The sequence below is a fragment of the Enterobacter sp. YSU genome (assembly GCF_016082135.1).
Lineage (GTDB): Bacteria > Pseudomonadota > Gammaproteobacteria > Enterobacterales > Enterobacteriaceae > Enterobacter > Enterobacter hormaechei_C.
On record NZ_CP059487.1, the window covers coordinates 2,813,082 to 2,825,247 of the forward strand.

General features: G+C 61.3%; 12 protein-coding genes. 10 read left to right on the forward strand and 2 right to left on the reverse strand.

Annotated elements, in window-relative coordinates:
* Nucleotides 1-28 precede the first annotated feature (28 nt).
* The 8 genes from H2Z33_RS13670 to hycI are packed head-to-tail and all read left to right on the forward strand — an operon-like array spanning nucleotide 29 to nucleotide 7,272.
* A complete protein-coding gene (locus H2Z33_RS13670; RefSeq protein WP_063134885.1) occupies nucleotides 29-637 on the forward strand; it encodes a 4Fe-4S dicluster domain-containing protein in 609 nt (202 codons plus the stop codon).
* Nucleotides 634-2,448 (forward strand): formate hydrogenlyase subunit 3, encoded by a 1,815-nt coding sequence (hycC, locus tag H2Z33_RS13675; RefSeq protein ID WP_063134886.1) that lies wholly within the window; start codon nucleotides 634-636, stop codon nucleotides 2,446-2,448. Before H2Z33_RS13670 ends, hycC begins: the two co-directional genes overlap by 4 nt.
* Nucleotide 2,449: 1 nt before the next feature.
* Nucleotides 2,450-3,373 carry a respiratory chain complex I subunit 1 family protein gene (locus tag H2Z33_RS13680; RefSeq protein WP_015571691.1) on the forward strand — a complete coding sequence of 308 codons (924 nt, stop codon included), beginning with the start codon at nucleotides 2,450-2,452 and terminating at the stop codon, nucleotides 3,371-3,373.
* 15 nt (nucleotides 3,374-3,388) lie between these two features.
* A complete protein-coding gene (gene hycE / locus H2Z33_RS13685) occupies nucleotides 3,389-5,098 on the forward strand; it encodes a formate hydrogenlyase subunit HycE (protein WP_032654795.1) in 1,710 nt (569 codons plus the stop codon).
* A 9-nt stretch (nucleotides 5,099-5,107) separates the two neighbouring features.
* The gene (locus tag H2Z33_RS13690) at nucleotides 5,108-5,650 is read left to right on the forward strand and encodes a formate hydrogenlyase complex iron-sulfur subunit (RefSeq protein ID WP_003862138.1); all 543 of its coding nucleotides are present in this window, start codon (nucleotides 5,108-5,110) and stop codon (nucleotides 5,648-5,650) included.
* Nucleotides 5,650-6,417 carry an NADH-quinone oxidoreductase subunit B family protein gene (locus H2Z33_RS13695; RefSeq protein WP_048973218.1) on the forward strand — a complete coding sequence of 256 codons (768 nt, stop codon included), beginning with the start codon at nucleotides 5,650-5,652 and terminating at the stop codon, nucleotides 6,415-6,417. Before H2Z33_RS13690 ends, H2Z33_RS13695 begins: the two co-directional genes overlap by 1 nt.
* Complete coding sequence (locus H2Z33_RS13700) at nucleotides 6,414-6,824, forward strand: formate hydrogenlyase maturation HycH family protein (RefSeq protein ID WP_032654790.1); 411 nt, start codon at nucleotides 6,414-6,416, stop codon at nucleotides 6,822-6,824. Before H2Z33_RS13695 ends, H2Z33_RS13700 begins: the two co-directional genes overlap by 4 nt.
* Entirely contained in the window at nucleotides 6,817-7,272 is a 456-nt protein-coding gene (gene hycI, locus H2Z33_RS13705) for a hydrogenase maturation peptidase HycI (RefSeq protein ID WP_017382797.1), read from the forward strand. Before H2Z33_RS13700 ends, hycI begins: the two co-directional genes overlap by 8 nt.
* A gap of 88 nt (nucleotides 7,273-7,360) precedes the next feature.
* On the opposite strand, the gene H2Z33_RS13710 is transcribed toward hycI, so the two are convergent.
* Together H2Z33_RS13710 and ascF are read right to left on the reverse strand one after the other, a co-directional pair.
* Nucleotides 7,361-8,785, reverse strand: coding sequence for a 6-phospho-beta-glucosidase (locus H2Z33_RS13710; protein WP_040118032.1), 1,425 nt, complete (start codon nucleotides 8,783-8,785; stop codon nucleotides 7,361-7,363).
* A gap of 18 nt (nucleotides 8,786-8,803) precedes the next feature.
* Nucleotides 8,804-10,255, reverse strand: a complete 1,452-nt coding sequence (gene ascF, locus H2Z33_RS13715) for a PTS cellobiose/arbutin/salicin transporter subunit IIBC (RefSeq protein WP_017382795.1) — start codon at nucleotides 10,253-10,255, stop codon at nucleotides 8,804-8,806.
* A gap of 189 nt (nucleotides 10,256-10,444) precedes the next feature.
* On the opposite strand from ascF, the gene H2Z33_RS13720 reads away from it, so the two are divergent.
* Both H2Z33_RS13720 and hydN read left to right on the forward strand, forming a co-directional pair.
* Nucleotides 10,445-11,482, forward strand: a complete 1,038-nt coding sequence (locus H2Z33_RS13720) for a LacI family DNA-binding transcriptional regulator (protein WP_323132051.1) — start codon at nucleotides 10,445-10,447, stop codon at nucleotides 11,480-11,482.
* 133 nt (nucleotides 11,483-11,615) lie between these two features.
* A complete protein-coding gene (hydN, locus tag H2Z33_RS13725) occupies nucleotides 11,616-12,161 on the forward strand; it encodes an electron transport protein HydN (RefSeq protein WP_017382793.1) in 546 nt (181 codons plus the stop codon).
* Nucleotides 12,162-12,166: the final 5 nt, after the last annotated feature.

Genomic DNA, 12,166 nt, shown 5'->3' on the forward strand with positions numbered 1-12,166 from the left:
AAAATGACCATCACCAGAGGATGACCCGGTGAACCGTTTTGTAATTGCTGACTCGACGGTCTGTATTGGCTGTCGGACCTGTGAGGCGGCGTGCTCGGAAACGCACCGCCTGCACGGGCTACAGTCCATGCCGCGCCTGCGCGTCATGCGTAATGAGAAAGAGTCTGCCCCGCAGCTCTGTCACCACTGTGAAGACGCCCCGTGCGCGGGCGTCTGTCCTGTCAATGCCATCACCCGCGTTGACGGCGCGGTACAGCTGAACGAAAGCCTGTGCGTGAGCTGCAAGCTGTGCGGCATCGCCTGTCCGTTCGGCGCCATTGAGTTTTCCGGCAGCCGTCCGCTGCATATTCCGGCGAATGCTAATACTGCGAAAGCGCCGCCTGCGCCACCGGCTCCGGCACGCGTGAGTACGCTGCTGGACTGGGTGCCGGGCATTCGCGCCGTTGCGGTGAAGTGCGATCTGTGCAGCTTCGATGAGCAGGGTCCGGCCTGCGTGCGGACCTGCCCGACCCGGGCGCTGGTCCTGGTCAACATCCGCGACATCGCTCGCACCAGCAAACGCAAGCGCGAGCTGACCATCAATACCGACGTCGGCGATCTTTCGCTGCTGCAGGCGCTTAACGAGGGGGCGAAATGAACGCGATAGTTATGATGACCAGCGGTGTGGCCTGGTTTGCCGCCGCCGCTGTCCTGGCGCTGCTTCTCTCCTTCCATAAAAGGCTGAGCGGGGTGATCGCCGGTATCGGCGGGGCGGTCGGCAGCCTGATGACGCTGGCGGCGGGCGGGGTTGTCCTGATCGACGGCCAGTCCGTCGACACCCTCATCCCGCTGATTCACCACGCCGTTGAGCTTACGCCGCTGAACGCCATCTGGCTGATAACCTTTGGCCTGTGCGGGCTGTTTATCAGCCTGTTTAATATCGACTGGCACCGACATCAGCACACCAAAGCCAATGGCCTGCTGGTTAACCTGTTGATGGCCGCCGCGGTCTGTACCGTTATCGCCAGCAACCTCGGCGCGCTGGTGGTGATGGCAGAAATCATGGCCCTGTGCGGCGTGTTCCTGACCGGATGCAGCGCCTCCGGCAAGCTGTGGTTTGCGCTCGGACGTCTCGGTACGCTGCTGCTGGCGCTGGCCTGCTGGCTGGTGTGGCAGCGTTTCGGCACGCTGGATTTTGCCGCGCTTAACGGTCAGCCGCTGGGCAACGACGTCTGGCTGTTGGGCGTAGTCGGTTTTGGCCTGCTGGCCGGGATTATCCCGCTGCACGGCTGGGTGCCGCAGGCGCATGCCAATGCCTCAGCCCCGGCCGCTGCGCTGTTCTCCACCGTGGTGATGAAGGTCGGTCTGTTCGGCATCCTGATGATAACCCTGACGGGCGGTCAGCCGCCGCTGTGGTGGGGCGTGGCGCTGCTGATTGCGGGGATGATCACCGCGTTCGTCGGCGGGCTGTACGCGCTGATGGAGCACAACATCCAGCGTCTGCTGGCGTACCACACCCTGGAGAACATCGGGATTATCCTGCTCGGCATGGGCGCAGGCGTCACCGGGCTGGCGCTCAACCAGCCGGCGCTGATTGCCGCCGGGTTTATTGGTGGTCTGTATCACCTTATCAACCACAGTCTGTTTAAAAGCACCCTGTTCCTCGGTGCGGGCAGCGTCTGGTTCCGCACCGGGCACCGCGATATTGAAAAGCTCGGCGGGATTGGCAAAAAAATGCCCGTCATTTCGCTGGCGATGCTGGTCGGGCTGATGGCGATGGCTGCGCTGCCGCCGCTGAACGGCTTTGCCGGCGAGTGGGTGATTTATCAGTCCTTCTTCGCCCTCGGCCAGAGCGAGGCGTTTATCGGGCGTTTACTCGGCCCGCTGCTGGCGGTGGGCCTGGCGATCACCGGCGCGCTGGCGGTGATGTGTATGGCGAAGGTTTACGGCGTCACCTTCCTGGGCGCACCGCGTACGCGTGAGGCTGAGAACGCCTGCTGCGCACCGCTACTGATGGGCGTAAGCGTGGTCGCACTGGCGCTGTGCTGCATCGCGGGCGGGGTTGCCGCGCCGTGGTTGCTGCCGCAGCTGGGCCACGCCATTCCGCTGCCGCTGGTCACGGCGCATACCGTCGTTTCCCAGCCGATGATGGCGCTGCTGCTGATTGCCGCGCCGCTCCTGCCGTTCGTGCTGATGCTGTTCTTCAGACGCGACCGTCTCGCCTCCCGCTCGCGCGGCGCGGCGTGGGCCTGCGGCTACGAACATGAGCAGTCGATGGTCATCACCGCCCACGGTTTCGCTATGCCGGTGAAGGAGAACTTCGCCGCCGTGCTGAAGCTGCGCCACTGGCTGAACCCGGTGGGCTGGGTGCCGGGCTGGCAGGGTGCCGCCGTGCCCGTGCTGTTCCGCCGCCTGGCGCTGATCGAACTGGCGGTGCTGGTGGTGATTGTCATTTCACGAGGAGCCTGACATGAGTCTGTTACTGGCAATTCTTCAGGCGCTGGTGCTGTTCGCCGCCGCGCCGCTGCTGTCGGGCATCACGCGCGTGGCGCGCGCCCGGCTGCACAACCGTCGCGGACCTGGCGTGCTCCAGGAGTACCGCGATCTCTTCAAACTGCTTTCCCGTCAGAGCGTCGCGCCGGACGCCGCAGGCTGGGTGTTCCGCCTGACGCCGTTTGTGATGGTGGGCGTGATGCTGACCATCGCCACCGCGCTGCCGGTGGTGACGGTGGGCTCGCCGCTGCCGGTGCTGGGCGATCTGATTACGCTGATCTACCTCTTCGCCATCGCGCGTTTCTTCTTTGCGATTGCGGGTCTGGATACCGGCAGCCCGTTTACGGGTATCGGCGCCAGCCGCGAAGCGATGCTCGGCGTGCTGGTTGAGCCAATTCTGCTGCTGGGGCTGTGGGTCGCCGCGCAGGTTGCAGGCTCGACCCATATCAGTTTTATCACCGACACCGTTTACCACTGGCCGGTTTCACGTTCTCTCCCGCTGGTGCTGGCGCTCTGCGCCTGCGCGTTCGCCACCTTTATCGAGATGGGCAAGCTGCCGTTCGATCTCGCGGAAGCGGAGCAGGAATTACAGGAGGGGCCGCTCACCGAATACAGCGGCTACGGCTTTGCGGTGCTGAAGTGGGGCATCAGCCTCAAGCAGCTGGTGGTGTTGCAGATGTTCGTCGGCGTTTTCTTCCCGTGGGGGCAGATGACGCACTTCTCTGCGGGCGGCCTGCTGCTGGCCGTGGTGGTGGCTGCGCTCAAGCTGATTTTCGGCGTGCTGGTGATTGCCCTGTTTGAAAACAGCATGGCGCGCCTGCGTTTTGTCGAAACGTCACGCATCACCTGGGCCGGTTTTGGTTTTGCATTTTTAGCGTTCGTCTCCTTGCTGGTGGCGTGATTAAAGAGAGTGTTTATGTCTGAAGAAAAGAAAGGTCAGCAGTATCTCGCCGCGTTGCATCAGGCTTTCCCGGGCGTGGTGCTGGAGGAGTCCTGGCAAACCAAAGACCAGATCACCGTCACCATTAAGGTGAACTATCTGCCGGAAGTGGTGGAGTTTCTCTATTACCAGCAGGGCGGCTGGCTGTCAGTGCTGTTCGGCAACGACGAGCGTCAGCTGTGTGGCAACTATGCGGTGTACTACGTGATGTCGATGGAGCAGGGGGAGAAGTGCTGGCTCACCGTGCGCGTCGAAGTCGACCCGAACAAGCCGGAATACCCCTCCGTCACGCCGCGCGTGCCTGCCGCCGTCTGGGGCGAGCGCGAAGTGCGCGACATGTATGGTCTGGTGCCGGTTGGCCTGCCTGACGAGCGTCGCCTGGTGCTGCCGGACGACTGGCCGGATGAACTCTATCCGCTGCGCAAGGACAGCATGGACTACCGCCAGCGCCCGGCCCCGACCACCGACAGCGAAACCTACGAGTTCATCAACGAGCTGGGCAGCAAGAAGAATAACGTGGTGCCGATTGGCCCGCTGCACGTTACCTCCGACGAACCGGGCCACTTCCGCCTGTTCGTCGACGGCGAGAACATTATCGACGCCGACTACCGCCTGTTCTACGTCCACCGCGGCATGGAGAAGCTGGCGGAGACCCGCATGGGCTACAACGAAGTCACATTCCTCTCTGACCGCGTGTGCGGCATCTGCGGCTTTGCCCACAGCACCGCCTACACCACCTCTGTGGAAAACGGCATGGGGATCGTGGTGCCGGAACGCGCGCAGATGATCCGCGCCATTCTGCTGGAGGTGGAGCGCCTGCACTCGCACCTGCTCAACCTCGGCCTGGCCTGCCACTTCGTCGGCTTTGACTCCGGGTTTATGCAGTTCTTCCGCGTGCGCGAGGCGTCGATGAAGATGGCGGAGATCCTTACCGGGGCGCGTAAAACCTACGGCCTGAACCTGATCGGCGGGATCCGCCGCGACCTGCTGAAAGACGACATGATCCAGACCCGCCAGCTGGCGCAGCAGATGCGGCGGGACGTGCAGGAGCTGGTGGACATGCTGCTCAGCACGCCAAACATTGAGCAGCGCACCGTGGGCATCGGCCGTCTTGACCCGGAAATCGCCCGCGACTTCAGTAACGTTGGTCCGATGGTGCGCGCCAGCGGCCACGCCCGCGATACCCGCGCCGATCACCCGTTCGTCGGCTACGGCCTGCTGCCGATGAGCGTGCACAGCGAGCAGGGCTGCGACGTCATCTCCCGTCTGAAGGTGCGCATCAACGAGGTATTCACCGCGCTGAACATGATCGACTACGGCCTCGATAATCTGCCGGGCGGCCCGCTGATGGTGGAAGGCTTCACCTACATTCCAAACCGCTTTGCCCTCGGCTTTGCCGAAGCGCCGCGCGGGGACGACATCCACTGGAGCATGACCGGCGACAACCAGAAGCTCTACCGCTGGCGCTGCCGCGCGGCGACCTACGCCAACTGGCCAACCCTGCGCTACATGCTGCGCGGCAATACGGTCTCTGACGCGCCGCTGATCATCGGCAGCCTCGACCCGTGCTACTCCTGCACCGACCGCATGACCGTCGTGGACGTGCGCAAGAAGAAAAGCCAGGTGGTGCCGTACAAAGAGCTTGAGCGCTACAGCATCGAGCGTAAGAACTCGCCGCTGAAATAAGGATTCGCCATGTTTACCTTCATCAAAAAAGTGATCAAAACCGGCGCGCAGACCAGCAGTTATCCGCTGGAGCCGATCCCGGTGGATAAAAACTTTCGCGGCAAGCCGGAGCACAACCCGCAGCAGTGCATCGGCTGCGCGGCCTGCGTCAACGCCTGCCCGTCGAATGCCTTAACGGTGGAAACGGACCTGAAAACCGGCGAGCTGGCCTGGCAGTTTAACCTCGGGCGCTGCATCTTCTGCGGCCGCTGCGAGGAGGTCTGCCCGACGGTGGCCATTCGCCTGTCTCAGGAGTACGAGCTGGCGGTGTGGAAAAAAGAGGACTTCCTCCAGCAGTCGCGCTTTGCGCTGTGCAACTGCCGCGTCTGCAAGCGTCCCTTCGCCGTGCAAAAAGAGATCGACTACGCCATCGCGCTGCTGAAGCACAACGGCGACGTCCGCGCGGAGCATCACCGTGAAAGCTTCGAAACCTGCCCGGAGTGCAAGCGTCAGAAGTGCCTGCTGCCGTCTGACCGCATCGATTTAACCCGCCATATGAGAGAGGCCAGCTGATGGAAAACTTACTCGGCCCGCGCGACGCTAACGGCATTCCGGTGCCGCTGACGGTGGAGGAGTCCATCGCCAGCATGAAGGCGTCGCTGCTGAAAAAAATCAAACGCTCGGCCTACGTCTATCGCGTGGACTGCGGCGGCTGCAACGGCTGCGAGATCGAGATCTTCGCCACGCTGTCACCGCTGTTTGACGCCGAGCGCTTCGGCATCAAAGTGGTGCCGTCTCCGCGCCATGCGGACATTCTGCTGTTTACCGGGGCCGTCACCCGCGCCATGCGATCCCCCGCGCTGCGCGCCTGGCAGTCCGCGCCGGACCCGAAAATCTGCATCTCGTACGGTGCCTGCGGCAACAGCGGCGGCATCTTCCACGACCTGTACTGCGTCTGGGGCGGCACCGACAAAATCGTGCCGGTTGATGTTTACATTCCAGGCTGTCCGCCAACGCCTGCCGCGACGCTGTACGGTTTTGCCATGGCGCTCGGCCTGCTGGAGCAAAAAATCCACGCCCGCGAGCCGGGCGAGCTGGACAACCAGCCTGCCGCCATTCTGCACCCGGACATGGTGCAGCCGCTGCGGGTGAAGGTTGACCGCACGGCGCGGAAACTGGCGGGCTACCGCTACGGACGCCAGATTGCCGACGATTATCTGCGCCTGCTGAGCCAGGGCGACCATCAGGTGGCGCGCTGGCTGGAGGCGGAAAACGATCCACGACTCAATGAGATCGTGGCGAACCTGAACAGCATCGTCGATGAGGCGCGTATCCGATGAGTGAAACGGTGGTGTTCAGCCAGCTGAGCCGTAAGTTTATTGATGAGAACGACGCCACGCCGGATGCGGCGCAGCAGGTGGTCTATTACAGTCTGGCGATTGGGCACCACCTCGGGGTGATCGACTGCCTGGAGGCGGCGTTAAGCTGCCCGTGGGCCGATTACCTGGCGTGGATCGCCACGCTGGAGGAGGGCAGCACGGCGCGGCGCAAGATGGAGGGCGTGCCGAAATACGGCGAGATCGTCATCGATGCCAACCACATTGCGATGCTCGCCAACGCCTTTGACGAGGCGCTGAGCAGGCAAACCCCCGAGCAGCAGGCGTGGAGCAAAACGCTGCTTAGCATGCTGCACGATATTCATCAGGAGAGCGCCATCTACCTGATGGTGAGGAGATTACGTGACTGACGTTTTACTGTGTGTCGGCAACAGCATGATGGGCGACGACGGCGCGGGTCCGCTGCTGGCGGAACTGTGCGCCGCAAACCCGCCGGGCAGCTGGGTGGTGATTGACGGCGGCAGCGCGCCGGAAAACGACGTGGTGGCCATTCGCGAGCTGCGCCCGGACAGGCTGTTAATCGTTGATGCCACCGATATGGGGCTCAACCCCGGTGAGATCCGCCTGATTGACCCGGACGACATCGCCGAAATGTTTATGATGACGACGCACAATATGCCGCTGAACTACCTGGTCGATCAGATTAAAGACGACGTGGGCGAGGTGCTGTTTCTGGGGATTCAGCCGGACATTGTCGGGTTCTATTACCCGATGACGCAGCCGGTGAAAGAGGCGGTGGACGTGGTCTATTCACGGCTTGCCGGGTGGGTTGGGGATGGGGGATTTTCTCAGCTCTGAGCAGTGCCGGGTGGCGGCTTCGCCTTACCCGGCCTACCAAACCCATCCCCCTCTCCCTGTGGGAGAGGGCTGGGGTGAGGGCAACAGGCTACTCCAGATCCCCCCCGTTACTCGCAATCACCTTCTTATACCACCAGAATGATTTCTTGCGCTTGCGGTCCAGCGTGCCGTTCCCGGCGTCGTCCCGGTCGACGTACACAAACCCGTAGCGCTTGCTCATTTCCCCCGTTGAGGCCGAGACAAGGTCAATGCAGCCCCAGGTGGTGTAGCCCAGCAGCGGTACGCCGTCCTCAATCGCATCAGCCATTGCGCGAATATGCTCGCGCAGGTAGCTGATTCGGTAGTCGTCGTTGATCTCGCCGTTTTCATCAATGACGTCCTTCGCTCCAAGGCCGTTTTCCACCAGGAACAGCGGCTTCTGGTAGCGGTCGTACATCATGTTCATGGTGATGCGCAGGCCGAGCGGGTCAATGCCCCAGCCCCATTCGCTCACCTGAATATGCGGGTTGCGCAGGGACTTCACGATGTTCGCCGCGCTGGTGTTTCCCGCGTTCATGTCCGCCGACGCGCAGCGCGAGGCGTAATAGCTGAACGAGACAAAGTCGACGGTGTTTTTCAGCAGTTCATCGTCGCCCGGGTCTTTCACAATCACCACGCCTTTCTCGCGGAACACGCGGGCAGAGTAAGCCGGATAGCTGCCGCGCGCCTGCACGTCGATAAAGAACAGGTTCTCGCGGTCTTTTTCCAGCGCCATCCACACGTCTTCCGGCTTGCAGGACCAGGGGTAAAAATTGCCGCCCGCCAGCATACAACCGACCTGGTTTTCCGGGTTCACCTCGTGGGCAATTTTGGTCGCCAGCGCGCTCGCCACCAGCTCGTGGTGCGCGGCCTGGTATTTCACCTGATCTTCGTTTTCACCTTCTTCAAATACCAGCCCCGCGCCGGAGAACGGGCTGTGCAGCATGATGTTGATTTCGTTGAAGGTCAGCCAGTATTTCACCAGCCCGTTAAACGCCTCGAAGCAGGTGCGGGCGTAGCGGGCGAAGAAATCCACCATCTTACGGTTGCGCCAGGAGCCGTACTCCGTCACCAGGTGCATCGGCACGTCGAAGTGGCAGAGCGTCACCAGCGGCTCGATGTTGTACTTTTTACACTCCTCGAACACCGCGCGGTAGAAGGCAATGCCTTCCTGATTCGGCAGCGGTTCGTCGCCGTTCGGGTAGAGGCGGCTCCAGGCAATCGAGGTGCGGAACACCGTAAAGCCCATCTCCGCCATCAGGGCGATGTCTTCTTTGTAGCGATGGTAAAAATCAATCGCCTCGTGGCTCGGGTAGAATTCGTCGTCCCGCAACGAAAACCGTTTTTCCTTGCCGACTTTTACCGCCAGACGGTTTGCGCCGTGGGGGATCATGTCGACCGTCGTCAGTCCTTTGCCGCCTTCACGGTAAGCACCTTCACTCTGGTTGGCGGCAAGCGCGCCGCCCCATAAAAATCCTTGTGGAAAAACAGACATTCTTACCTCGCTTTCAGTTTATGCTTCTGCTGCTTTGTTCTGTACCGGTGCGGTTTGCAGGGCGCGTGCTTTTTCGGCTTCGTCTTCTACAGGGATATCCTCAAACCCTAACAGCAGGGTTAGCACAAACGACAGCACTACCGCCAGACCCATCACGCCAAACACCCAGACGATGGTCATCGGGTTGGCCGGGTCGAAGAACTGCACGCTGGTAAACAGCCCCGGCGCCGCCATCGAATGGCTGGCAAGGCCTGCCATGCCTGCCACCGCGCCGCAGATAAAGCCGCTGATCAGGCTCGCAATCAGCGGACGCTTCAGGCGTACCGCTACGCCGTACAGGGCCGGTTCAGAGATCCCCGCCATGATGGCGGAGGCCGCCGCGGCCAGCGCCGTCTGGCGCAGCTCCGGATTTTTGGTTTTCCACGCCACCGCCAGCGACGAACCGCCGAGCGACAGGTTGGCGCCGATCTCCGACGGCATCACCATCCCTTCTTTGCCCGTTTCGGCAATGGTCTGGATGATGGTCGGCGTAAACACGCGGTGCATCCCGGTCATCACCAGCAGCGGCCACAGCGCGCCCATAATGGCAACGGAGAGCCAGCCCAGATAGCCGTGAATGGTGTAGACCAGCGCGGAGATGGCGCTGCCGATCCAGATCCCGAGCGGGCCAATCAGTACGATGGCGAGCGGGGCGGCAATCAGCACGATCAGCATCGGCTTGAGGAAGTTTTTGGTCACCGCCGGGGTAATGCGATCCACCCAGCGTTCGATGTATGACAGGCACCAGGTCATCACCAGGGCGGGGATCACCGTGTAGGTGTATTTCACCGCCGTCACCGGAATGAAGGCGAACTCAACGTGCTCGCCCTGCGCGGCCTTGGCCATCAGCTCGATAAAGCTCGGGTGAACCAACACGCCCGCGATGGCGATTGCCAGCGACATGTTGGTTTTGAACTTCACCGCCGCGGACGCCGCCACCATCAGCGGCAGGAAGAAGAACGCGCCATCGCCGATAACGGTCAGGATCGTCAGCGTCGGGTCGCCTTTGCCCAGCACGCCGGTCATCTCAAGGATCATCGCCAGCAGCTTGACCATTGACCCGCCGATGATCGCCGGGATCAGCGGAGACATGGTGCCGATCAGCGCATCGAGGATCCCGGCACCAATGCGGCGCAGCGTGAGCTTCTGTGGACCTTCCGCTACGGCAGGTTGCAGGTTAGCGGGCAGCAGGCTCACCACTTCACGGTATGCCTGGGACACGGTGTTGCCGATGATCACCTGACACTGGTTGTCGTTGCGCACCACGCCGAGCACGCCGCTGATGCTTTTCAGGCGTGCGGCGTCGGTGAGGCTTTCGTCTTTCAGGACGAAGCGCAGTCGCGTCATACAGTGGGTGACGGCGACGATGTTCTCTTTGCCGCCCAGCGCGCTAACGACGTCGGTCGCCAGCGCAGCGTAATTTTTTGCCATCGGATGTGATCCTGTTATCGTTGTGTGAAATGTAGGAAACCGGTTTCACATAATCATCATGAGTTTCTTTTAATGAAACAAGACCACTTTTTATGCATTTTTTCGTTTCGTGATAACGATCACTCGTGGCCGTAAAAAGCGTGATAACGCCGCTGGGACAATTTTTCTGCGGTGCAGTACACTGCGCCCATCAGGTTCAGACGGAATAATAATATGACCACGATGCTGGAAGTGGCGAAGCGGGCAGGCGTATCAAAAGCGACGGTCTCCCGGGTACTGTCGGGGAACGGTTACGTCAGCCAGGAGACGAAAGACCGCGTGTTTCAGGCCATCGAAGAGAGCGGGTATCGCCCCAATCTGCTGGCGCGAAACCTGGCGACCAAACGCACCCAGACTCTGGGGCTGGTGGTGACGAACACCCTGTACCATGGGGTCTACTTTAGCGAGCTGCTGTTTAACGCCGCGCGGATGACGGAAGAGAAGGGGCGTCAGCTGATCCTGGCGGACGGCAAGCACAGCGCCGAAGAGGAGCGCGAGGCGATCCAGTACCTGCTCGACATGCGCTGCGACGCGGTAATCATCTATCCGCGTTTTCTGAGCGTGGAAGCGCTGGACGAGATCATTGAGAAATGCGAGCAGCCGATCATGGTGCTCAACCGCCGTTTGCGGAAAAACAGCAGTCACAGCGTCTGGTCCGATCATAAAGCGTCGTGTCAGGACGCGGTATCGCAGCTGATTGAGAAAGGCCACCGGGAGATTGCGTTTATCACCGGTTCGCTGGATTCCCCCACCGGGGTGGAGCGTCTTTCCGGCTACAAGGACGCGCTGGCGCAGCACGGGATTGCAGTTCGCGACGCGCTGATCGCCGAAGGGAAGTGGAACCCGGCCAGCGGCGCGGCGGCGGTCTCTCAGTTGCTCACCCGCGGCGAAACGTTTACCGCGCTGGTGGCGAGTAACGACGACATGGCGATTGGCGCCATCAGGCAGCTGCACGAGAGCGGCGTCGCCACGCCGGGCGCAGTGTCCGTCATCGGCTTTGACGACGTGGCAATCGCGCCCTATATCGTGCCGTCCCTCTCCAGCGTGCGTATTCCGGTAACGGAGATGATTCAGGAGACCATCAGCCGTATGATTTTCATGCTCGACGGCGGTGAGTTTAAGCCTCAGCAAACCTTCTCCGGCGAGCTTATCCTGCGCGACTCCGTCATTGACGGCCCGCATCGCTGACGTCGACATCAGTCATCGTCACTAATGACGATGACAGATCCCTCTCTTTTAAATTTCCCTATAAAATCAATGCATTAAATATTGGCACGGTTTATGAATAGCTTCGCGCATAACAGTAATGCCGGAGAAGCAGATGAACCGTTTTATTATGGCCGATGCCAGCAAATGCATTGGTTGCCGTACCTGTGAAGTGGCGTGCGTGGTGTCCCATCAGGCAGAGCAGGATTGCGCCTCTCTCACCCCTGATACCTTCCTGCCGCGCATCCACGTCATTAAAGGCGTGAATATTTCTACCGCCGCTATCTGTCGCCAGTGCGAAGATGCGCCGTGCGCCAACGTCTGTCCGAACGGGGCGATTAAGCGCGAGAAAGGCTTCGTGCATGTGATGCAGGAGCGCTGCATCGGGTGCAAAACCTGTGTGGTGGCGTGTCCGTATGGCGCGATGGAGGTGGTGGTTCGCCCGGTGGTGCGCAACAGCGGTATCGGGCTGAGCGTACGCGCGGAGAAAGCCGAAGCCAATAAATGTGACCTCTGCTACCACCGCGACGCCGGTCCGGCGTGTATGGAAGCCTGTCCGACGCATGCGCTGGTCTGCGTCGATCGCGACAAGCTCGAACAGATGAGTGCCGAAAAACGCCGCCGCGCGGCGTTCGACACCTCGTCATCGCTGCTGTTTTAAGCTGC